The organism is Mesorhizobium sp. M1A.F.Ca.ET.072.01.1.1 (assembly GCF_004023325.1).
In the GTDB taxonomy this organism is placed as follows: domain Bacteria; phylum Pseudomonadota; class Alphaproteobacteria; order Rhizobiales; family Rhizobiaceae; genus Mesorhizobium.
On sequence record NZ_RZSF01000081.1, the window covers coordinates 1 to 21,720 of the forward strand.

The 21,720-nt window shown below is 63.8% G+C and carries 20 protein-coding genes and 1 pseudogene; 8 read left to right on the forward strand and 13 right to left on the reverse strand.

Annotated elements, in window-relative coordinates:
- The coding region (locus EOA32_RS13975; RefSeq protein WP_189407135.1) for a trimethylamine methyltransferase family protein at positions 1-850 on the reverse strand (850 nt) is incomplete at its 3' end.
- 221 nt (positions 851-1,071) lie between these two features.
- A complete protein-coding gene (locus tag EOA32_RS13980) occupies positions 1,072-2,565 on the reverse strand; it encodes a PLP-dependent aminotransferase family protein (protein ID WP_128372070.1) in 1,494 nt (497 codons plus the stop codon).
- Positions 2,566-2,869: 304 nt separating this feature from the next.
- Between EOA32_RS13980 and pgi the strand changes: the two genes are divergently transcribed.
- Positions 2,870-4,513: a glucose-6-phosphate isomerase gene (pgi, locus tag EOA32_RS13985; RefSeq protein WP_128372071.1), complete on the forward strand. Its 1,644-nt coding sequence runs from the start codon at positions 2,870-2,872 to the stop codon at positions 4,511-4,513.
- 5 nt (positions 4,514-4,518) lie between these two features.
- A complete protein-coding gene (locus EOA32_RS13990; protein WP_067003634.1) occupies positions 4,519-5,244 on the forward strand; it encodes an HAD family hydrolase in 726 nt (241 codons plus the stop codon).
- On the opposite strand, the gene EOA32_RS13995 is transcribed toward EOA32_RS13990, so the two are convergent.
- Together EOA32_RS13995 and EOA32_RS14000 are read right to left on the reverse strand one after the other, a co-directional pair.
- Entirely contained in the window at positions 5,245-5,955 is a 711-nt protein-coding gene (locus EOA32_RS13995) for a 50S ribosomal protein L11 methyltransferase (protein ID WP_245435026.1), read from the reverse strand.
- Positions 5,952-7,661, reverse strand: coding sequence for a long-chain fatty acid--CoA ligase (locus EOA32_RS14000; protein WP_281014046.1), 1,710 nt, complete (start codon positions 7,659-7,661; stop codon positions 5,952-5,954). The genes EOA32_RS13995 and EOA32_RS14000 overlap by 4 nt, the downstream gene beginning before the upstream one ends.
- Here EOA32_RS14000 and EOA32_RS39835 point away from each other — a divergent pair.
- The 6 genes from EOA32_RS39835 (at position 7,645) to EOA32_RS14025 (ending at position 13,659) form a co-directional block, all read left to right on the forward strand.
- Positions 7,645-8,208, forward strand: a complete 564-nt coding sequence (locus tag EOA32_RS39835; RefSeq protein WP_245499272.1) for a hypothetical protein — start codon at positions 7,645-7,647, stop codon at positions 8,206-8,208. The genes EOA32_RS14000 and EOA32_RS39835 overlap by 17 nt on opposite strands.
- Before the next feature lie 194 nt (positions 8,209-8,402).
- Positions 8,403-10,001, forward strand: coding sequence for an ABC transporter substrate-binding protein (locus EOA32_RS14005; protein ID WP_128372072.1), 1,599 nt, complete (start codon positions 8,403-8,405; stop codon positions 9,999-10,001).
- A 50-nt stretch (positions 10,002-10,051) separates the two neighbouring features.
- Positions 10,052-11,059: an ABC transporter permease subunit gene (locus EOA32_RS14010; protein ID WP_095777561.1), complete on the forward strand. Its 1,008-nt coding sequence runs from the start codon at positions 10,052-10,054 to the stop codon at positions 11,057-11,059.
- A 26-nt stretch (positions 11,060-11,085) separates the two neighbouring features.
- Positions 11,086-11,970: an ABC transporter permease subunit gene (locus EOA32_RS14015; RefSeq protein WP_067003755.1), complete on the forward strand. Its 885-nt coding sequence runs from the start codon at positions 11,086-11,088 to the stop codon at positions 11,968-11,970.
- Positions 11,970-12,821 (forward strand): ABC transporter ATP-binding protein, encoded by an 852-nt coding sequence (locus EOA32_RS14020; protein WP_095777559.1) that lies wholly within the window; start codon positions 11,970-11,972, stop codon positions 12,819-12,821. Before EOA32_RS14015 ends, EOA32_RS14020 begins: the two co-directional genes overlap by 1 nt.
- Positions 12,822-12,834: 13 nt before the next feature.
- Positions 12,835-13,659 (forward strand): dipeptide ABC transporter ATP-binding protein, encoded by an 825-nt coding sequence (locus EOA32_RS14025; protein ID WP_128372073.1) that lies wholly within the window; start codon positions 12,835-12,837, stop codon positions 13,657-13,659.
- 22 nt (positions 13,660-13,681) lie between these two features.
- On the opposite strand, the gene EOA32_RS14030 is transcribed toward EOA32_RS14025, so the two are convergent.
- The 9 genes and pseudogenes from EOA32_RS14030 to EOA32_RS14075 all read right to left on the reverse strand — a co-directional run.
- A complete protein-coding gene (locus tag EOA32_RS14030; RefSeq protein WP_095831269.1) occupies positions 13,682-14,962 on the reverse strand; it encodes a cysteine desulfurase-like protein in 1,281 nt (426 codons plus the stop codon).
- A gap of 38 nt (positions 14,963-15,000) precedes the next feature.
- Entirely contained in the window at positions 15,001-15,675 is a 675-nt protein-coding gene (locus EOA32_RS14035) for an amino acid ABC transporter permease (RefSeq protein ID WP_067324409.1), read from the reverse strand.
- A gap of 108 nt (positions 15,676-15,783) precedes the next feature.
- On the reverse strand, positions 15,784-16,569 hold the full coding sequence (locus EOA32_RS14040) for an ABC transporter substrate-binding protein (protein WP_067003647.1): 786 nt from the start codon (positions 16,567-16,569) through the stop codon (positions 15,784-15,786).
- An 83-nt stretch (positions 16,570-16,652) separates the two neighbouring features.
- Positions 16,653-17,792 carry an aminotransferase class V-fold PLP-dependent enzyme gene (locus tag EOA32_RS14045; RefSeq protein ID WP_128372074.1) on the reverse strand — a complete coding sequence of 380 codons (1,140 nt, stop codon included), beginning with the start codon at positions 17,790-17,792 and terminating at the stop codon, positions 16,653-16,655.
- Between the two features lie 159 nt (positions 17,793-17,951).
- Positions 17,952-18,680, reverse strand: coding sequence for a GntR family transcriptional regulator (locus EOA32_RS14050; RefSeq protein ID WP_128372075.1), 729 nt, complete (start codon positions 18,678-18,680; stop codon positions 17,952-17,954).
- Positions 18,681-18,911: 231 nt separating this feature from the next.
- Positions 18,912-19,307 (reverse strand): RidA family protein, encoded by a 396-nt coding sequence (locus EOA32_RS14055; protein WP_067003651.1) that lies wholly within the window; start codon positions 19,305-19,307, stop codon positions 18,912-18,914.
- A 42-nt stretch (positions 19,308-19,349) separates the two neighbouring features.
- The gene (locus EOA32_RS14060) at positions 19,350-20,498 is read right to left on the reverse strand and encodes an acyl-CoA dehydrogenase family protein (protein WP_128372076.1); all 1,149 of its coding nucleotides are present in this window, start codon (positions 20,496-20,498) and stop codon (positions 19,350-19,352) included.
- 228 nt (positions 20,499-20,726) lie between these two features.
- Positions 20,727-21,539, reverse strand: a complete 813-nt coding sequence (locus tag EOA32_RS14070) for an enoyl-CoA hydratase family protein (protein WP_095782348.1) — start codon at positions 21,537-21,539, stop codon at positions 20,727-20,729.
- Positions 21,536-21,720 (reverse strand): annotated as a pseudogene (locus EOA32_RS14075) (MarR family transcriptional regulator); the annotation flags it as partial. The pseudogene EOA32_RS14075 and the gene EOA32_RS14070, both read right to left, overlap by 4 nt.

Sequence of the window (21,720 nt, forward strand, 5' to 3'; positions counted from 1 at the left end):
GAGCTGTGGCGCCGGCCTGGCCGGCCGACAAGAGCAGGATCGGAATGCCGCCCTCGACGCAGGCCTCAAGCACGCCGCAGGCGTCCTCGGCGAACTTCATCGGCGGCACCACGAAGCAGTTCGAGTTCGACACGAAAGGGCGCGCCCGGAAATTCTCCTCGCCGCCGGCGATCGCATAGAGCATTTCCAGCGCCGGCTTGACGTTCTCTCGCACGGTGAACGAGGTGCCGACATGCTTGGATGTCCCCAGTACGCAGGCATAGAGCGTGTTGAAGTCCATCTCGAGCGGATCGGGAATATCGCGCGGCACCATGGTGCGCTGGAAGAAATGGATGTTGTCGAGCCCGTCGACGAGACGGGCGGCGTCATAGATGTCCTGCAACTGCGATTCGCGATATTCGCGCTTCTCGACATCGACCAGATGCACCGCCGCGCCGGCCGTGCCGTAGGGGACGCGTTTGCCCTGGATCACCATGTCGTGCTTGGGATCCTGGCCGTGGAGCGTGAAGTGGCGCGCCGCCTTCTTGATCGTGTCGAGGACCAGCGCGCGCGGCAGGCGGATGCGGCCGTCGTCGCCATAGCTCGCCCCGACCCGGGTCAGCGCCTCGATGCAGGAGGGGATGGCGTTGGCGAAGCCCACCGTCTCCAGAAGCGTCAGCACCGCTTCATGGATGCGTTCCTTGTCGTTCTGGCTCAATGGCCCGTAGCTGCCGCCTTCGAGGCCGGCTCGCACCGGACGGATATCGTCTGCGAGCGGTGCTGCCCGCATCGCGCGGCGCGCTTCGCGCCCGCCGGACCGCCGCGAACGCTGGTCCGACGTCGTTTCCTGCTTCTCAAGAGCCACTGACATGGAAAGCACTCCACCTTTGCTTTTTCAGGGGCAGGATGCGCGGCGGTTGGTCCACCATCGGCCTGCCTCGTCCCCTTTGTGCCTCGACTATGCCGTCGGCATTGGCACAGCCTATGAGCCAGTCAATCCCGTCGAATATGCCAGGATGCTAAAGCGTTGAGGCGCGCCAAAATAAAAGAGCCGGCAAAAACGCCGGCTCTTGATGTGGCAGTCCGTGGTGATCAGGCGGCAGCGGGCCTGCGGCCGGCGGCTGTGGCGAGCTCCCGAATCCCGGGCTCGATGTGCTGCAGCGAGATCGAGGAGATGCCCAAACGCATGAAACGCGAGGGCTTTTCGCTGCGGTCGAAGAACCGGTCGCCGGGTTCGATGATGACGCTGCGGGAAGCGGCCGCTTCGGCGAGCCCTCGTGAATCGGTACCGCGCGGGCCCTCCAGCCACAACGATGTGCCTCCCGCCGAGTCGGTCGAGCGCCATTCTGGCAGGAAAGCGGAAATCGCATGGACCAGACGCTTGCGCCGCTCGTCGAAGGCGGCGGAGAGCCTGCGCACCAGCGCCTCGTGATGGCCGAGCGACAAAAACAGCGCAACGGCGCGCTGGTTGTTTGCCGGCGGATGCCTGAGCATGAAGCGACGCAACGCGCGAAGCTCGGCAATCAGTCCTGCCGAAGCGACGATGTAGCCGAGCCTCAGACCCGGAGCCAGCGTCTTCGACATCGAGCCGACATAGATGACGCGGCCCGAGCGATCGAGACTCTTGAGCGCCTGCTGCGGCGCCTCGTCGAGAAGCTGGCTGTCATAGCCGTCCTCGATGATGATCTGGTTGTTGCGGTTGGCGCGCGCCAGCAAATCCTGCCGCCGCTCGGCGGACAACGGCACCATCGTTGGGCAATGGTGGCTAGGGGTGACGAAGACGAACCCGGAATCGCTGGGAATCGCCGAGGTCACGATGCCCGACTGGTCGACAGGGACCGGCTGGCTATCTGCGCCGGCGAGCCGGAAGATCGAGCGGGCATCCGGATAGCCGGGATCTTCCATTGCTACCTTCGAGCCCTTGGTCATCAACAGCGAGGCGAGCATATAGAGCGCGTTCTGCGCGCCCAGGGTTACGATGATCTCGTCCGGATTGGCGAAGATGCCGCGGCGCGGCAAAAGCCGGGCCTGGATCTGCTCGATGAGCAGCGGATCGTCCCGGTCGACCATGTCGGATGCCCAGTTGCGGATCTCCAGCACCGCGAGCGCCATGCGGTTGCACTCGCGCCATTCCGCGGTCGGAAACAGCGCCGGATCGAACTGGCCGTACACGAACGGGTAGGAGGACTTGATCCAGTTGTCGTGCTTGGCCGGCGGCGGCATATCGCTGGCGGCGATCTGCCGACGCGCCTTCCAGTCGATCTCATTCTGCTGGTCGGGCGCCTTCTGGTGCGGCTTGGCGGGGGTGGCCAGCACTTCAGGGTTGACGAAGTGGCCGCGCCTCTCGCGCGCCACAAGAAAACCTTGGTCGACCAGCTGCTGGAAGGCAAGCACCACCGTGCCGCGGGCAACGCCAAGTTTTTCCGCCAGAATCCGGCAGGATGGCAGCGGCATCGAAGCGGCGATCTGCCGGTCGAGGATGGCTGCGACGATCGCCTGGCGGATCTGTGCCTGGAGAGTTTGTCCGGATTCGGCCGAAATCCGGAACAGGCCGGACCATATGGCCGTGTCATTGCGCTGTGGCATGGGAGATCATCCTCGGATGGCCAGCTGTTTTCACTTGGCTGGACCAGTCGAGTGTAGGGGTGGCACAAGGGGTTGCGCCAATCAATTTTTCTGATCGCTGGGATTTATGCCAGTGATCCATTGGTCACGAAAGGGGCGCGTCCGCCAGGGAAGCGGATGTTGCGGGGCATCATAAAAGCGTGATGCAGTGCGTCACTGCCGCGCTTGAACGAAACGGAAATCCGGCTCAATACAATGTCGCGACGACACGCGCCGGAAACATCGGGCCTGTTAAAATGGTCTAAAAACCCGCCAGGAGCCACCATTGGATCAGTCAGCCTTCGACAAGCAGGTCACCGCCCTGCGTGAGCAGCGCGCGGCAGCCAAGGGCACGATGCGCGAAGCCTTCGCCGCCGATCCCAAGCGCTTCGAGAAATTCTCCGCCACAGATGGCGATCTTCTGCTCGACTGGTCGAAATGCGCGGTCGACGCCGACACGATGGCAATGCTGGAGACGCTCTCCGGCGCCGCCGACCTCGAAGGTCGACGCGCCGCGATGTTCGAAGGCAAGAAGATCAACATCACCGAAAACCGCGCCGTGCTGCACACGGCGCTGCGCAATCTGACCGGCAAGAGTGTCGTGGTCGATGGCCAGGATACCAAGGCCGATGTGATCGCCGTGCTCGACGCGATGGGCGCCTTCGCTGATGCGATTCGCTCCGGCGAGGCGGCCGGCGCCACCGGCAAGAAGATCACCGACATCGTCAATATCGGCATTGGCGGCTCGGATCTTGGCCCGGCGATGGTGACGTTGGCGCTCGCTCCCTACCATGACGGCCCGCGTGCGCATTATGTCTCCAATGTCGACGGCGCCCATATCCACGACACGCTGAAGGGCCTGTCTCCCGAGACGACTTTGTTCATCATCGCCTCCAAGACTTTCACCACTGTCGAGACGATGACCAATGCCGAGACGGCGCGCAGATGGGTGGAAAAGGCGCTGGGCAAGCAAGCGATCGGCAAGCATTTCGCCGCCGTCTCGACCGCGCTCGACCTAGTGGCCAAGTTCGGCATCGCCTCCGACCGCGTCTTCGGTTTCTGGGACTGGGTCGGCGGCCGCTACTCGGTCTGGAGCGCCATCGGCCTGCCGGTGATGATCGCCATCGGCCTGCGCAATTTCCGCGCCTTCCTCGACGGCGCGCATGAGATGGACGAGCATTTCCGCTCGGCACCGCTGCAAAAGAACCTGCCTGTTTTGCTGGGGCTGATCGGCTGGTGGCACCGCGTCGCCTGCAAATACCCGGCCCGCGCCGTCATTCCATACGATCAGCGCCTGTCGCGCCTGCCGGCCTATCTGCAGCAGCTCGATATGGAATCGAACGGCAAGAGCGTGACACTGGACGGCGGCCCGGTGACGACGCCGACCGGCCCGCTGGTCTGGGGCGAGCCCGGTACCAACGGCCAGCACGCCTTTTTCCAGCTTTTGCACCAGGGCACCGATTTCATCCCGGTCGAGTTTCTTGCCGCAGCCGTCAGCCACGAGCCCGAGCTGAAGACCCACCACGATCTCTTGCTTGCCAATTGCCTGGCGCAGTCGGAAGCCTTCATGAAGGGCCGCACGCTGGAAGAGGCGCGCGCGCAGATGCTGGCCAAGGGCATGAAGCCCGCCGATGTCGATCGCATCGCGCCGCATCGCGTCTTTTCGGGCAACCGTCCGTCGCTCACCATCCTCTATCGCAAGCTTGATCCGCGCACGCTCGGTCGCCTGATCGCGCTCTATGAGCATCGCGTCTTCGTCGAGGGCACGCTGTTCAACATCAACTCGTTCGACCAGTGGGGTGTCGAGCTTGGCAAGGAACTGGCGACAGGCCTGCTGCCTGTCGTGGAAGGCAAGGAGACTGCCGCAAAACGCGACGCCTCGACTGCCGGATTGGTGGCTCATGTCCACCAATTGCGTGGCGCGGAGTAAACGGATTGGCGGATATCAAGGGAATTCTGTTCGACAAGGACGGGACGCTTGTCGACTTCAACGCTACCTGGCTCGGCATTGCCGATTTCATGGCCATGGACGCCGCCGAAGGCGATCGCTGGAAAGCCGACAGGTTGCTCGCCGCCGCCGGCTTCGATTTCGTCAGCAAGCGCTTCAAGCCGGATTCGATCTTTGCCTCGGGCTCGAACATGGACGTCGTCGAGCTCTGGTTCCCGCGCCTGTCGGAGGAGGACCAGATGCTGGCCGTCGCCCGCTTCAACGAGATCACCTCGGTTCAGGGCTCGTCGATGGCTGTCGCGCTGCCCGGTATCGTCGAATCGCTGCGGGCGCTGCACAAGCGATCCTTCCGGCTGGGCGTCGCGACCAACGATTCCACCAGCGGCGCCGAGAAAACGCTCGCCACGCTCGGTGTCGCGCAACTCTTCGACGCCGCCTTCGGCTATGATGCGGTCGCGAACCCGAAGCCCGCGCCCGACACGGTCATCGCGTTCTGCGATCTGACGGGACTGAAGCCCGGCGAGATCGCCATGGTCGGCGACAATCGCCACGATCTCGAAATGGCGCGCGCCGGCGGCTGCGGCCTGGCGATCGGCGTGCTCTCCGGCACGGGTACGCGTGACTCGCTGTCGCCGATGGCCGACGTCATCCTGGATTCGGTCGCCGACTTGCCGGATTTTCTCGCCGCGCGGATGAGTGTGCCGGCGGGCTGATCAGGGCTCGCTGGGAAGGAACGCAAATATCCCGCTCGGTTTCGGCGCGCTACCGCCGTTTCCGCCGACATCAGGCACCTGATACTCGCCAAGCAGGCGAAGCCGCCGCCTGGGCAGCCAGGCTCGGCCCGGGTCGCCGACCAGCACTTCGATGCCCGCGGCAAGGCAGCGGTCGAGGAAGGGGACGATCCGCCGCGCGACCGCTTGCCCATAGAAAACGTCGCCGGCGAGCACAATGTCGACCGACGGCGGCGGACCGCCGCTGATGTCCTCGCCGATTATGATGATGGCGACGCCGTTGGCCTCCGCGTTGAGGCAGAGCGCGACGATGCCGTTGCGGTCGATCTCCGCCGCGGTCACTTCCCTGGCCCCGGCTCGCGCCGCGGCGATACCGACAAGGCCGGAACCGGCGCCGAGGTCGAGCACGCGCCGGCCGGCAACGGTTGACGGCCGGTCGAGAACATAGCGCGCCAGCACTGCGCCGCCCGCCCAGGCATAGGCCCAGTAGGGCGGTTGCGGCTCGGCCGCTTGCTCATGCGAGCCGTCCTCCGGTTCCAGCAGCCGCCTCAGCCCGCTGCCGGGATGGGCCGTATAGAGCCGGATTTCAGGCAGCGACGGCACCGACTGAAGCCGCATGTTCGCCTTGATGAATTCGGCGGGATCGAGGCCGGCGCGATCTGTTGGCGCCAGGCCGGCAACATTTTCGTTCAAATCTGCTCCCGCAAGGCGCGCCGCAGGATCTTGCCGACCGGCGTCTTCGGCAGTTCGGCGCGGAATTCGATGTATCTCGGCCGCTTGTAGCCGGTCAGGTTCTCGCGGCAAAAGACAGTCAGCGTCTCGATGGTGAGCGCTGGATCCTTCCTGACCACGAACAGCTTCGGCACCTCGCCGGAGTGCTCGTCCGGCACGCCGATCGCCGCCACTTCGAGCACGCCCGGGTGCTGCGCCACGACTTCTTCCAGCTCGTTCGGATAGACGTTGAAACCGGAGACCAGGATCATGTCCTTCTTGCGGTCGACGATCTTGGTGTAGCCGCGCTCATCCATGAAGCCCATGTCGCCCGACTTGAAGAACCCGTCCTTGGTCATCACCTTGGCGGTCTCGTCCGGCCGGTTCCAGTAGCCGGCCATAACCTGCGGACCCCGGATGCAGATCTCTCCGACTTCGCCGAGCGGCACGTTGTTGCCGTCGTCGTCGCGGATGGCGATCTCGGTCGATGGCAGCGGCAGGCCGATCGTGCCGGTAAAGTCGCTGGAGCTGAACTTGTTGGCGGTCGCCACCGGCGAGGTTTCGGAAAGTCCGTAGCCTTCGCTCACCGGACAGCCCGTCAGCGCCTTCCAGCGCTCGGCCACGCCTTTCTGCACCGCCATGCCGCCGCCGAGAGTGAGGATCAGCGGCTTGAAGTCGAGCTTGCGGAAATCCTCATTGTTGAGCAGCGCGTTGAACAGCGTATTGAGGCCGGGAAAGATGTGGACCGGGTATTTCTGCAGTTCTTTCACGAAGCCCGGAATGTCGCGCGGGTTCGGAATGAGCACGTTCTGCGCGCCTTGCTGCATGCCCATCAGCGCGTTCACCGTCAGCGCGAAGATGTGGTAGAGCGGCAGCGCGCAGACGAAGTTGAGATGCGCCGGCTTCGGCTTGACCGTATAGGCGTCCTCCACCCAGAGCGAATTCTGCGCCACGTTGGACAAGACGTTGCGGTGCAGCAGCGTCGCGCCTTTCGACACGCCGGTCGTGCCGCCGGTATATTGCAGGAAGGCGATATCGTCGCCCGACACTGCCGCCGGCTTGAAGGCGCTTGCCGAGCCCGCCTTGAGCGCGGCGTTGAATTTGACGTGGCCGGGCAGCGACCAGGCGGGAACCATCTTCTTCACCCGCCGCACGACGAGATTGACGATCGCGCCTTTCAGCCCGCCCAACATGTCGCCCATCGCCGCGACCACGACATGCTTGACCGGCGTCCTGGCGATCACCGCCTGCAGCGTGTTGGCGAAGTTCTCCAGAATGACGATGGCCTGCGCGCCGGAATCCTTGAGCTGATGCTCCAGCTCGCGCGGCGTGTAGAGCGGGTTGACGTTCACCACCGTGAAGCCGGCGCGAAGCACGGCCATCATCGCTACCGGGTATTGCAAAACGTTCGGCATCATCAGCGCCACGCGCGCGCCCTTCTCCAGTCCCTTCGACTGCAGATAGGCGCCGAAGGCCGCCGAAAGCCGCTCGAGCTCGGCATAGGAGATCGACTTGCCCATGCACACGAACGCCGGCCGGCTGGCGAACTGCTTGCAGGCGCCGACAAGGAAGTCGCCAATGGAATCGTAAGGCAGCGGACCGATCTCCGCCGGCATGTTCTTCGGGTAGTTTTTCAGCCAAGGCTTTTCCGGCAACCCTGCCGCGAGTTCCGTGATCGCCTTGGGCAGCCGCCTGGCCGATCCCGAGGCTGCCTTTGCCGCAGGCCTGGCGGTCTTTGCGGTTGCAGCCTTGGCGGCGGATGTGGGGTTCGTCTTCTTTGCAGCGGCAGCCGGTTTCGCAGTGGTCTTCGGCTTGGAGCCGGCCTTTGCAGGTGACGGCGTTTTGGCTGGCGAAGCGGTCTTGGAAGATGAAGCCTTGGGCGCGCCCGCATCGACGGGCGCGGCCTTGGCTCTTGCCTTCGCCGGGGGCGTTGTCTTTGCTGCTTTTGCCACCAAATCCCTCCCTGGTGTCCTGGTTTTGCTTCTGCGCCGCATCTCTTTCCGATTTCGGAAGCGTTCCTCCCGCTGCGGCCGATTGCGGATTCCAAGAAATCCGGCCTGGCATCTATGTATTGCCTCTATCGGCGGCCGTGCAAGTCTTGCCCCAGCGGCAGCGGCGGAAAGATTTGCCGCCGAAATCCTGTCCCTCGACGCCTCCCGCAGGCGTGTCCCAACGAGGACCTGGGATCGCAGGCAGGAGCTCCTTGTTTCATTTCGGCAGAGCCTCAATCAATAAAAAAATGCGGTTGTTAACATTAGCGTGAGCGAAAAATTCTGCTCATTTTTTCTGCTATTTGAGGAAAATGCGGATTCTTTTCCTGCTTACCGTGGGGTACGCAAACGGGGTGTTCCAAAGCCCCAAAAACGGTGCTTATATGCGCGCTTCGCGAGCCTGATAGAGGGGCTTGGAAGAACATCAGGGAGTGCTCAATGAAAAAGACAATGACTTTTGCAGCCGCGTTGCTGGCTGCAAGCGTCCTCGGCGGGATGGCCAATGCAAAGACGCTTGTTTATTGCTCGGAAGCGTCGCCGGCCAATTTCGATCCGGGTACGACGACGGGCGGCAACGACTTCGACGCTTCGTCGCGCACGGTCTATTCGCGCCTGGTCGAGTTCAAGCATGGCGGCACCGAGATCGAGCCCGGCCTCGCCGACAAATGGGAAATCTCCGACGACGGCCTGGTCTATACTTTCCACCTGCACCCTGGCGTGAAGTTCCAGACCACCGACTATTTCAAGCCGACCCGCGACCTCAACGCCGATGACGTCGTCTTCTCGTTCGACCGTCAGTTCAACAAGCAGAATCCGTGGAACGGCGAGAAGTATCTGCCGAACCTGACCTGGGACTACTACACCGGCATGGACATGCCGAAATACGTCGCCAAGTGGGAAAAGGTCGACGACCTCACCGTCAAGCTGACGCTGACCGAGCCGAACGCGCCGATGCTGGCCAATCTCGGCATGGACTTCGCCTCGATCGTGTCGAAGGAATATGCCGACCAGCTCGAGAAGCAAGGCAAGATGGCCGACTTCTCGACCAAGCCGATCGGCACCGGGCCGTTCCAGTTCGTCGACTATCAGCTCGACTCGGTCATCCGCTATGCGGCGAACCCCGACTACTTCAAGGGCAAGGAGAAGATCGACGATTTGGTCTTCGCCATCACGCCTGACGCGACCGCCCGCATCCAGAAGGTGCTGGCCGGCGAATGCGATGTCGCTCCCTATCCGAACCCGGCCGACATCGCCACCATCAAGGCCAACAAGGACGTGACCCTGATGGACCAGGCCGGCCTCAACATCGGCTACATGAGCTACAACACCACGATCCCGCCGCTCGACAAGCCGGAGGTTCGTCACGCGCTCAACCAGGCGATCGACCGGGAAGCGCTGATCAAGTCGCTGTTCCAGGACGCTGGCGCGACGCCGGCGCAGAACCTGATTCCGCCGACCATGTGGTCGTGGAACAAGGATGTGAAGTTCGATTCCTATGACCCGGAAGCGGCCAAGAAGGTGCTGGCCGACGCCGGGCTGAAGGAAATCCAGCTCTGGGCTTCCGACCGCGTTCGTCCTTACAACCCGAACTTCCAGCGCGCGGCTGAGCTGATCCAGGCCGACTGGGCCAAGGTCGGCGTCAAGGCCGAGATCGTCAACTACGAGTGGACCAAGTATCGCGAGGAAGGCAAGAAGAAGGAGCGTCCCGGCGCCTTCCAGATCGGCTGGACCGGCGACAATGGCGATCCGGACAATTTCTTCGCCACTCTCTTCGCGTGCTCGGCGATCGGCGTCTCGAACTATTCCAGCTGGTGCGACAAGGACTTCGAGGACCTGATCCAGAAGGCCAAGAAGACCAGCGACCAGGGCGAGCGCACCAAGCTCTATGAGCAGGCGCAGGAAATCTTCGCCAAGCAGGCGCCGGCATTCCTGCTGGCTCACAGCCAGGTCTATGCCGTTGTCCGCAACAACGTCAGCGGCTTCAAGATGGACCCGCTCGGCATTCATCGCTTCGACGGCGTTGACAAGGCCGAGTAATATTTGCGAACGGGGCGGCGCGAATTGTCGCCGCCCCATTCCATTTCACGATGCTCAGATATCTCCTCAACAAAATCGCACTTCTGATCCCGACGCTCGTCGGCATCACCATCTGCGCCTTCGCCTTTGTCCGGCTGCTGCCCGGCGATCCGATCCTGGCCATGGCCGGCGAGCACGGCGTCACCCCCGCCCGCTACCAAGAGCTCAAGGAACAGTTCGGCTACAATCTGCCGGTCTGGGAGCAGTATGCGCGCTATGTCGGCGAGGTCGCGACCGGCGATTTCGGCGTCTCGATTTCCTCCAAGCGCCCGGTTCTCCAAGAGTTCAAGACGCTCTTCCCGGCGACGCTGGAATTGTCCTTCTTCGCCATGATCTTCGCCATGGCGATCGGCATCCCGGCCGGCATATTCGCGGCCGTCAAACGCGGCTCATGGTTCGATCAGTCGTTGATGGGCACCGCGCTGGTCGGCTATTCCATGCCGATCTTCTGGTGGGGCCTGCTGCTCATCATCTTCTTTTCCGGCTATCTCGGCTGGACGCCGGTGTCGGGCCGCATGGGCCTGCAGTTCTTCCTGAAGCCGATCACCGGTTTCATGACCATCGACAGCATTCTCTACGGCAAATGGGACGCGCTGCGCTCGGCGCTCAGCCATCTCATCCTGCCGGCGATCGTGCTCGGCACGATTCCGCTGGCGGTGATCGCGCGCCAGACCCGTTCGGCCATGCTCGAGGTGCTCGGTGAAGACTATGTCCGCACCGCCCGCGCCAAGGGCCTTTCCGCCGCCCGCGTCATCGGTGCGCACGCACTTCGCAACGCCCTGATCCCGGTCGTCACCACGATCGGCCTGCAGGTCGGCACGCTGCTTGCCGGCGCTATCCTCACCGAAACCATCTTCGCCTGGCCGGGCATCGGCAAGTGGATGGTCGATTCCATCTTCAAGCGCGACTATGTCGTCGTGCAGTCGGGTCTGCTTTTGATCGCACTCATCGTCATGGCCGTTAACCTCATCGTCGACGTGCTTTATGCCGTCATCAACCCGCGCATCAGGGCGGCGTGATGAGCCAGTCGACCGAAATCGCCCCGATGGCCGCCGGCAGCCCGGACCGGCTGACCGGCTTCAAGACCTTCTGGCACTATTTCTCGGTGAACCGCGGCGCCGTCATCGGCCTGGTCGTCTTCATCCTGCTGGTGCTGGCGGCGCTCTTTGCGCCGTTGCTCGCGCCCTATGCACCCGACGTGCAGGACAAGACCGCCTTCCTCAGGCCGCCGGCCTGGCAGGCGGGCGGCAGCTCGCAATATATCCTCGGCACCGATCCGGTCGGCCGCGACATCCTCTCGCGCCTGCTCTATGGCGCGCGTTTCTCGCTGCTCATCGGCGCCGTCGTCGTCACGCTGGCCCTCGTCGGCGGCATCACGCTCGGCTTGCTGGCAGGCTATTTCCGCGGCTGGGTCGACGTCGCGATCATGCGCGTCATGGACCTGATTCTGGCCTTCCCGTCGCTGCTTCTGGCGCTGGTGCTGGTCACCATTCTCGGGCCCGGCCTGTTCAATGCGATGCTGGCGATCTCGCTCGTCCTGCAGCCGCATTTCGCCCGCCTGGTGCGCGCTGCCGTGATGGCCGAGAAGAGCCGCGAATATGTCGTAGCTGCCAAGGTCGCCGGCGCCGGGCACCTGAGGCTGATGCTCAGGACCATCCTGCCGAACTGCCTGGCGCCGCTGATCGTCCAGGGCACGCTGTCCTTCTCGAACGCCATCCTCGAAGCCGCAGCGCTTGGCTTCCTTGGACTCGGCGCGCAGCCGCCGACGCCTGAATGGGGCACCATGTTGGCCTCGGCGCGCGAATTCATCCTGCGCGCCTGGTGGGTGGTGACTTTCCCCGGCCTTGCCATACTTATCACGGTGCTCGCCATCAACCTGATCGGCGACGGCCTGCGCGACGCGCTCGATCCGAAGCTCAGGAGGTCGTGATGGCATTGCTCGACATCCAGAACCTCATCGTCGAGTTCCAGACCGCCTCCGGGCCATTCCGCGCCGTCGACGGCGTCTCGCTCCGTGTCGACGAGCGCGAGGTGCTCGCCATCGTCGGCGAATCCGGCTCCGGCAAGTCGGTGTCGATGCTGGCGGTTATGGGCCTGTTGCCCTGGACGGCCGCTGTCACGGCCGACCGAATGACGTTTGGCGGCCGCGATCTCCTCAAGATGGGTCCGGCCGAGCGCCGCAAGATCATCGGCAAGGACATTGCCATGATCTTCCAGGAGCCGATCGCCAGTCTCAACCCTTGCTTCACCGTCGGCTTTCAGATCGAGGAAGTGCTGCGCTTCCATCTTGGCATGGATCGCGCACAGCGCCGGGCGCGCGCCATCGAGTTGTTGAAGCAGGTCGGCATTCCGGAGCCGGCCGAGCGGCTCAACTCCTTCCCGCACCAGATGTCGGGCGGCCAATGCCAGCGCGTCATGATCGCGATGGCCATTGCCTGCAATCCGAAGCTGCTGATCGCCGACGAGCCGACCACCGCGCTCGACGTCACCATCCAGAAGCAGATTCTCGATCTGCTTGTGTCGCTGCAGGCCAAATACGGCATGGGGCTGATCATGATCACCCACAATATGGGCGTGGTCGCCGAGACCGCCGATCGCGTCATCGTCCAATACAAGGGCCGCAAGATGGAAGAGGCCGACGTGCTGTCGCTGTTCGAGAACCCCAAGAGCAACTATACGCGCGCGCTGCTGTCTGCGCTGCCGGAGAACGCCGTCGGCGACCGGCTGCCGACCGTCTCCGACATGCTGTTCGAGCCGGCGCCCCCAGAAGCCAGTGCATGACCGGAGCCGGCGCATGACCAAGGTTGTCGAAGGCAAGAACATCAAACGCGACTACCATGTCGGCGGCGGCCTGTTCCGCCCCGCGCGCACGGTGCATGCGGTGAAGGGCGTCTCCTTCAGCGTCGAGAAGGGCAAGACGCTCGCCATCGTCGGTGAAAGCGGCTGCGGCAAGTCCACGCTCGCCCGCATCATCACGCTGATCGATCCCGCGACCGCCGGCGATTTGTTCATCGACGGCAACAAGGTCGACATCGCCAAGGACGGGTTGACCAAGGAAATGCGCCGCAAGGTGCAGATCGTCTTCCAGAATCCCTACGGGTCGCTCAACCCGCGTCAAAAGATCGGCGACGTGCTCGGCGAGCCGCTGCTGATCAATACCGATCAGCCGGCCGAGGAACGCCGCGACCTGGCGATGAAGATGCTGAAGAAGGTCGGTCTCGGCCCCGAGCACTACAACCGCTATCCGCATATGTTCTCCGGCGGTCAGCGCCAGCGCATCGCCATTGCCCGCGCACTGATGCTGAACCCGAGCCTGCTGGTGCTGGACGAGCCGGTCTCGGCGCTCGATCTTTCGGTGCAGGCGCAGGTGCTCAACCTGCTCGCCGACCTGCAGGACGAGTTCAAGCTGACCTATGTCTTCATCAGCCACGATCTGTCGGTGGTGCGTTATATCGCCGACGACGTGATGGTGATGTATTTCGGCGAGGCGGTCGAATACGGCTCGCGCGACGAGGTCTTCTCGGACCCCAAGCACAGCTACACCAAGACGCTTTTCGCCGCGACGCCGCGCGCCGACGTGGCAAGCATCAAGGCGAGGCTGGCGAAGAAGGCGGCGTAGGCTCGAACCAGACGTCCGGGCGTCACGACAGCTTCGCAATGATTGCCCGCAGCGCTTCGCCGAAACGGTGCACTTCCTCGACCGTGTTGTAGTGCACCAGCGAGGCGCGGATCGCGCCGCTGTGCATCGGCAGGTTCAGCCGCTTCATCAGCCGTGGCGCATACATATGGCCGTCGCGGATGCCGATCTGCAATGCCGCCATCTCCTCGACGATCCTCTGCGGCGACAGTGTGCCGATGTTGAAGCAGAAGGTCGGCACGCGCTCATGGATGCGCGCCTCGTCGGCGACGCCGTAGATTGTCGCGCCGCAGGCCTTCAGCACCTTCATCATCTCGCGCGCCAGCGTCAGCTCGTACTCGCGGATGGCGTTCATGCCGGCGACGATGTTGTCGCGGCGCGAGCGGTTGTTCTCGGCCAAGAAATTGCGGCCGATCGACTCCAGGTAGCGCACCGCTGCGTCCATGCCGGAGACATTCTCGTAGATGAAGGTGCCGGCCTCGACCTTGTAGGGCGGCTCATCCGGGATGAAGTCCTCGCGAAAGGTCGGCAGCCGCTTCAGCGTTTCGAAGCGGCCCCAGAGAAAACCCATATGCGGCGAGAAATTCTTGTAGCCTGAGCAGACGAGATAGTCGCAGTCCCAGGCCTGCACGTCGATCAGCCCGTGCGGCCCGTAATGCACGCAGTCGAGGAGCACTTCCGCGCCTGCCGCATGCGCGATCTTGGCGACCGAAGCGACATCGACAATCGAGCCGATCGAGTGCGCGGTCACCGTGCAGGCGACGAGCCGGGTGCGGTCCGACATCAGCGGCTTGAGGTCGTCGACATGCAGATTGCCGTCCTCGCGCATGCGCCACCATTTGAACCTGGCGCCGGCCTGCTCCAGCGCCAACCACGTGGCGATGTTGGCGTCATGATCCATGTCGGTGACGACGATCTCGTCGCGTTCCGAAAGCATCTGGCCGATGCCGAGGCTGACCAGGCGGATGAACGAGGTGGCGTTCATGCCGAAGCAGATTTCGGACGGGCTGTAGGCGTTGATCAAAACCGCCACGCTTTCACGCGCTTCGGCGACGGACTGGTCGACGGTGACGCTGCGGCCGTAGCGGCCGCCGCGCTGCACGTTGTGCGCCACCAGATGGCTGGTCACCGCGTCGAGCACGCTTTGCGGGATCTGGGCGCCGGCGGCGTTGTCCATGAAGATGAAGTCGCCGGCCTGCCGGAGCGCCGGGAACATGGCGCGGATCTTCTCGACCGGGAACGAAGCGGCGCTCTCCTGCGCTTTCGAAACATGGTGCTGGTTCACGGGAGTCTCCTTCAGCTAATCGAGGTCATTCTAAGGGATCAGTGCGCGGACCGAGCTTTGCCGCGCTCTTCGAGGTAGCCGACCAGCCGCACCAGCGGCCACAGGAAGGCGAGATAGATGATCGCCGCGCCGATCAGCGGCGTCGGATTGGCCATCAGTGCCTGCGCGTCGGTCGCCTGCTTCAAGAGATCCGGCATCGCCACCACCGAGGCGAGCGCGGTGTCCTTGAACACCGAGACGCAGTTGCTGGTGAGCGGCGGAATGACGACACGGATCGCTTGCGGCAGGATCACCTTGCGCATCGCGACCCAAAAGGGCAGGCCGAGCGCCGAGGCGGCCTCGAACTGGCCCTTCGGAATGTTCTCGATGCCGGCGCGGCAGACTTCCGCCGTGAAGGCCGCCAACACCAGTGACAGCGCAAGTGCTGCCGAGACGAAGGACGACAGGCGGATGCCGATGAAGGGCAGGGCGTAGTAGATCAGGATCAGCACCACCAGGATCGGAAGCGCGCGGAACATGTCGATATAGAGCGTCGCCAGCCGCCTGAGCGGCTTCGGCGCGTAGAGCCGCACCAGGCAGATCGCCAGCCCGCCGATCGTGCCGAAGATGATCGCCGCGCAGCCGAGCAGAATGGTGTTGCCAAGACCGCGGATCAGGATCGGAAACGATCGGACCAGGATGCCCCAGTTGAAGAAGGTGTCGATCAGTTCCATCGGCGCTCACCGTGAGACAAGGTTCGCCGTGTTTGGCGAGACCCAAATGGTCGAAGCGAGAGCGCCAACTCTTGCTGCCGCTCCCGTCTAAATTTCTGATCAGCCGGCTTATTGCGGGATCGGGCCAGGCGTCACCGTGCTGGTGCCGGCTTCCGGATCGACGCCGAACCACTTTTTGTGGATCGCGGCCATGGTGCCATCCTTCTTCATTTCGCTGATGGCGTCGTTGACCTTTTCAAGCAGCGGATGGCCCTTCTTGGTCATCATGGCGAAGCGCTCGCCGGTCGGGATGCGCACCAGGATCTTTAGCGCTGGCATCTGCTTGATGGCGAACAGGAAGCCGGCGAGCTCGCCCGCGCCGCCGTCGATGCGGCCGTTCTGCACGTCGAGCAGAAGGTCCTGCTGGGCGTTGTAGCTCTTGGTTTCTGCAACGCCGAGCTTGGCGGCGTTCTCCTTCATGTAGGCTTCGCCTGTCGAGCCGGCGATGACCCCGATGGTCTTGCCCTTCAGATCGTCGAGCGATTTGATGGCGGAATCCGCCTTGCCGACGATGGTACCGTCGCTGTCGTAATAGGCTTGCGTGAAGCCCTGGTTCTGCAGCCGCTCCTTGGTGACCGAGATCGAGGACACGGCAAAGTCGATGCGGCCCGAAGCGGTCGCTGCGAACAGCGCCTGGAAGCCGAGATCCTGGAACTCGACCTCTGCGCCGATGCGCTTGGCGACATCATTGGCGACGTCGATCTCAAACCCCTCGAAGGCGCCCGAATCGGTCTTGTATTCCCATGGCGGGTTGGCCGGATAGGCGCCCACCATGATCTTGTCGGCGAAGGCGGGCGCCGCAAAGGCGAGGCCGGCAGCGACGGCCATCCCAATCAGTCCTAGACGTTTCAACATCTTGCTTCCCTCTGGTTCGGTTCCTGATCCGCCCCTTTCCGGCGCCAAACTCCCGGGCGCCGCAGGCGAGGCGGTACCTGAATTCACGACGCGCGGCGTCGCCGCGACCCGATATGCTCCGTGAGCTGCGCGATCAGCGCACCGACCGCCGTCTCTGTGGTGACCATGCCGGGAGACAGCCGCAGCGTCGTGCCGCGCGCATCGCAGTAAAGCCGCTCGTCGCGAAGCGCAGCTATGATCTTCGCCGGCTCGGTACCTTGCGGCAGGCCGAGCATCACGCTGCCGCCACGTTCACTGGCATCGATCGGCGAGCGGACCTCCCAGCCATTTTCCAATGCGGCACCGATGATACGCTCGACGAGCCCGGCATTCTGCGCGCGAATGACGTCGATTCCGGTCTGTTCCACCCACTCCAGCCCGGGCAGCGAGGCGACGCTTGCCAGGATAGCCGGCGTGCCATGATCGAAGCGGCGCGCATCGTCGGCGTAAGTGAAAGCGTCGAGGTCCCAGGAGAACGGGTTCGGCTGGCTGAACCAGCCCCGCAACTCCGGCCGGCAGGACGCCAAAAGGTCAGGCGCGACCTGCAAGATGCCGGCGCCGGAGGATCCGCACAGCCATTTTAGCGAGGTCGAGACGACGAAATCGACCGGCGTTGCCGCAACCGAAAACGGCGCCACGCCGATGCCCTGTGTGACGTCGACGCCGACTATGCTGCCCATGGCGCGGCCATGCGCGGCGAGGCGGCCGACATCGCAGCGGTGCGAGGCCGTCGAGGTGACGAAGGTGATGAGCGCGAGCCCGACATCCGCCTGCCAGCGGTCGATGAAATCCTGGTCGCGAACCCAGGTCTCGCCAGGCCGCAATGGGACGGTGTCGAGGGTGAAGCCGAAACGCTCTCCCAACCCCGCGAGCAGGAAATGCAGGCTAGGAAAACAGTCGGCGGCGACCAGCAGCCGCTTTCCCGGCAGCCGCCCCGTCGGCAAGCCACCGATCAGGCTATAGAGCGCTGCGGTGACATTCTCGGCCGTGGTCAGCGTGCCTTGCGGCGCCTCGATCAGCCGCCTCCAGGCATCGATGAAGCGTTGCCGCGCCGCAAGCGCGGCAGGCCACTGACCGTCGTCTTCTGCCGACCAGATGTTGGAGAAATTCGTCAGCGAGACGGCCATTCGCTCGGCCTTGCCGGGGAAGGTGCCGATCGAATGATAGAGAAAATAGCCGGACATTCGCTGTCTCGCTCCCTGTGATCATGTGATCACAAATACGGACAGGGATCAATGCGCCGCGGCTGAAGAAATGCGGGTCAGCGCCTCAAAATCCGGCTGTTCTCTTGGTCCAGGAGCTTGGCCCAGGCGGCTTCGAAGCCACTCTGCGGCGGCCGCCTATCAAGGCGCCCTTCCGAAAGCGCCAAAATCGACCGGTCTGGGCTCCGGCACGTCAGGACAGATCGCCCGCAAAGTCGCTTGTGTCGCCGTGATATCGGCCACCACCTCGTCGCGCGCGCCGGTGAAATCCTTGTCCTTGATGGCCGCTATGATCGCGGCGTGCCGGCCCGAAGGCTCCATGGTGCCGGCGCGCATCAGCGGCGCGACATAGTTGGACAACAGCCGCATGTACGGACCGAAGCGCAGCCACAGCGTCTCGATCAGCTGAAACAGCACGTCGGAACCGGAGGCGCGGTAGATGGTGAAGTGGAACTGCTGGTTCTTGGCGATCAGCTCGTAGATGCTGCCGTCGCGGCCGATCGCCTGCTGGTCGTCAGTAACCCTTTGCAGCAAGCCGATCTCGGCTGCGGTCAGGCGCGGCGCGCCAAGCTCGGCGGCCAGCCCCTCGACGGCGAGCCGGGCCCGGCAGAGGTCGTCGAGCCGCGCCCGCGTCACCACCGGCACGCAGGCTGAGCCGTTCTGCGAGATTTCCAGCGCGTTCTCTGCCGCCAGCCGCCGCAACGCCTCGCGCACCGGCATGTTTGAGGTGCCGAAAGCCTCCGCCAGCGAGGCGATGGTCAGCACCTGCCCGGGATCGAAGCTGCCGACCATCAGGGCATGGCGAAGCTGCTGGTAGACGCCATCCTGGACGGTGATGCGTCCCGATACTGGTTCGAAGCCCAGAGCCACGCTTTTGCTTTCCTTGGGTGCCGGCAAAGTTCATCGTGCGAATATCCGCCGACGCGGGTATGATCATCTGATCACAGATTGTGGCGGCAGCCAAGCGGCCGTTGCCGTACTGTCACGGCAATGCTGACGGACGGAAGGCAGATACGATCCCTCGAGCGTCAGCGCCGAGTTGGCGTAGCCGCCTTCGCGGCTTCAGGCCATTGCGAAATAGAAGCCAGTAGCGCCTCCGGCTCACTCCGGAATAATTGCGATTGCCTGTATCTCCACCTTCGCCCGGTCCTCGACCAGCGCCACCACCTGCATGGCGGCCATCGCCGGAAAATGCCGGCCGATGACGGCGCGGTAGGCTTCGCCGATCCCTTTGAGGTTGGCGAGGTATTCGGCCTTGTCGGTAAAATACCAGGTCATCGAGGTGATGTGTTGCGGCTCCCCGCCGGCCTCGGCGAGAACGGCGACGACATTGGTGAGGGTCTGGCGCACCTGATCGACGAAATCGTCGGTCTCGAACCGGCACTCGGCATTCCAGCCGACCTGGCCGCCGATGAAGACCAGCCGGCCACGCGCGGCAACGCCGTTGGCATAGCCGATCGGTTTGGCCCAGCCTTCCGGCTGCAGGATCGTGTGCACGTCTAGCCTCCCTTAAGTGAAATGCGGTCCGCAAGCATGATCTCACGCCGCTCCCATCACTTGCCTGGCGATCACCACTTTCTGCACGTCGGAAGCGCCCTCATAGATGCGCAGCGCGCGTATCTCGCGATAGAGGCTCTCGACGATGTGGCCCTTGCGCACGCCGTCGCCGCCATGCAGTTGCACCGCCTTGTCGATCACTTCCTGCGCCTTGTCCGTGGCGAACAGCTTGGCCATTGCCGCCTCGCGAGTGACGCGGGCGGCGCCCATATCCTTGGTCCAGGCGGCGCGATAGACGAGCAGGGCAGCGGCGTCGACATCCAGCGCCATGTCGGCGATGTGGCCCTGCACCATCTGCAGTTCGGCCATCGGCGCGCCGAACAGGTTTCGCTCGGACACCCTTTTGATGCTTTCGTCCAACGCTCTTCGAGCAAAGCCGAGCGCCGCGGCACCCACCGTCGAGCGGAAGACGTCGAGCACCGACATGGCGATCCGAAAACCGTCGCCGGGTTTGCCGATCAGGGCGGAAGCCGGAACGCGCACATTGTCGAACGAGAGCCGCGCGAGTGGATGCGGGGCGATAACTTCCAATCGTTCGGCGATGCCAAGGCCCTTGGTGTCCGCAGGCACGATCAAAGCGGAAATTCCCTTGGCGCCGGGCGCCTCGCCGGTGCGGGCGAAGACGATATAGACGTCGGCAATGCCGCCATTGGAGATCCAGGTCTTCTCGCCCGAAAGCAAATAGAAGTCGCCGTCGCGGACAGCCGCCATCTCCATGTTGGCGACATCCGATCCCGACCGCGGCTCCGACAGCGCAAAGGCTGCGATCGCCTGGCCCGCCCGCGTCTTTTCCAGCCAGCGCTGCTGCTCCGGTGTGCCGAACAGCGAGATCGCGCCGGTGCCAAGGCCCTGCATGGCGAAGGCGAAGTCGGCGAGCCCGTCATGGCGGGCGAGTGTCTCGCGGGTGATGCAGAGCGTGCGCACGTCGAGCGGCTCCGGCTTGTCGGGATCGAGCGCCGTCGGCTTCAGCCAGCCGTCGCGGCCGAGCATGGAGACGAGGTTGCGGCAGGCCGCGTCGACATCGTGGTGATCGACGGGCAGTTTCTTGGCGCACCAGGCGTCGAGTTGCTCGGCGAACTGGCGGTGGCGGTCTTCGAAGAAGGGCCAATGGAGGAAGGAGCGGTCAGGCATTTGTGCCTCCGCACTTCTGCGAGGTTTGCACTTTACGGCGCGCCCCTCTGTCCTGCCGGACATCTCCCTCACAAGGGGGGAGATTGGCAGTTTTGGCGCTCCGCTCATTCTTGCGACCTTGGCGATCGGCGAAGGCAGAGACGACAGCTGATCTCCCCCCTAGTGGGGGAGATGTCCGGCACAGAGGGGGGCGCTGTCCCGCCAACGTCTCCGTTAAAAGAGCCATCCTCAATTCCCCTCGAACACCGGCTTTTCCTTGGCCACGAACGCCTTGTAGGCACGCTCGAAATCGCCGGTCTGCATGCAGATCGCCTGTGCCTGCGCTTCCGCCTCGATCGCCTGGTCGAGACCCATCGACCATTCCTGGTTCAACTGCGTCTTGGTGATGCCGTGCGCGAAGGTCGGGCCGGAGACGATGCGCGCTGCCATCTCGAGCGCGTCGGCCTCGAGCCCCGCCGCATCGACCAGCCGATTGTAGAACCCCCAACGCTCGCCTTCGGCCGCGCTCATGGTGCGGCCGGTGTAAAGCAGTTCGGCGGCGCGGCCCTGGCCGATGATGCGGGGCAAGATCGCGCAGGCGCCCATGTCGCACCCGGCAAGGCCGACGCGGGTGAACAGGAACGCGGTCTTTGCTTCCGGCGTCGCGATGCGGATGTCGGAGGCCATGGCGATGATCGCGCCGGCGCCGACGGCGACGCCATCCACCGCCGCGATGATCGGCTTGCCGCAATTCAGCATCGCCTTGACGAAGTCGCCGGTCATGCGCGTGAAGGAGAGCAGCGCCTTCATGTCCATCTTGACCAAGGGTCCGATGATGTCGTGGACATCGCCGCCCGAGCAGAAATTGCCGCCATTGGGCAGGAACGCCACGGCGTCGACATCATCGGCGTAGACGAGATCGCGAAAAGTGTCGCGCAGCTCGGCATAACTGTCGAAGGTCAGCGGGTTCTTGCGCTCAGGCCGGTCGAGCCGGACCTTCGCGACCCTGCCTTCCACCTCCCAGAGGAAGTGCTTCGGCTTGAGCTTGGCCATGGCGCTCATTCGCGTTCCTCCCAATTGCTGCGGAACGATTTCAGCATGCCGGTCAGCCGGCGCGCTTCGTCCTCGCTGACAGTGCCGAGCAGCTCGCCGACCCAGTTCTCATGCGCCGCGGCGATTGCCGCGAAAGACTTCGAACCTTCTTCGGTCAGCCGCACCATCGAGGTGCGGCGGTCGCCCTTTC

What these genes read in the sequence shown, in the direction of transcription:
- EOA32_RS13980 (WP_128372070.1), bottom strand. Translation starts at nt 2,565, where the DNA reads ATGCCACAGCGCAATGACACGGCCATATGGTCCGGCCTGTTCCGGATT.
- EOA32_RS14005 (WP_128372072.1), top strand. Translation starts at nt 8,403, where the DNA reads ATGAAAAAGACAATGACTTTTGCAGCCGCGTTGCTGGCTGCAAGCGTC.
- EOA32_RS14010 (WP_095777561.1), top strand. Translation starts at nt 10,052, where the DNA reads ATGCTCAGATATCTCCTCAACAAAATCGCACTTCTGATCCCGACGCTC.
- EOA32_RS14015 (WP_067003755.1), top strand. Translation starts at nt 11,086, where the DNA reads ATGGCCGCCGGCAGCCCGGACCGGCTGACCGGCTTCAAGACCTTCTGG.
- EOA32_RS14020 (WP_095777559.1), top strand. Translation starts at nt 11,970, where the DNA reads ATGGCATTGCTCGACATCCAGAACCTCATCGTCGAGTTCCAGACCGCC.
- EOA32_RS14025 (WP_128372073.1), top strand. Translation starts at nt 12,835, where the DNA reads ATGACCAAGGTTGTCGAAGGCAAGAACATCAAACGCGACTACCATGTC.
- EOA32_RS14035 (WP_067324409.1), bottom strand. Translation starts at nt 15,675, where the DNA reads ATGGAACTGATCGACACCTTCTTCAACTGGGGCATCCTGGTCCGATCG.
- EOA32_RS14040 (WP_067003647.1), bottom strand. Translation starts at nt 16,569, where the DNA reads ATGTTGAAACGTCTAGGACTGATTGGGATGGCCGTCGCTGCCGGCCTC.
- EOA32_RS14045 (WP_128372074.1), bottom strand. Translation starts at nt 17,792, where the DNA reads ATGTCCGGCTATTTTCTCTATCATTCGATCGGCACCTTCCCCGGCAAG.
- EOA32_RS14060 (WP_128372076.1), bottom strand. Translation starts at nt 20,498, where the DNA reads ATGCCTGACCGCTCCTTCCTCCATTGGCCCTTCTTCGAAGACCGCCAC.
- EOA32_RS14070 (WP_095782348.1), bottom strand. Translation starts at nt 21,539, where the DNA reads ATGAGCGCCATGGCCAAGCTCAAGCCGAAGCACTTCCTCTGGGAGGTG.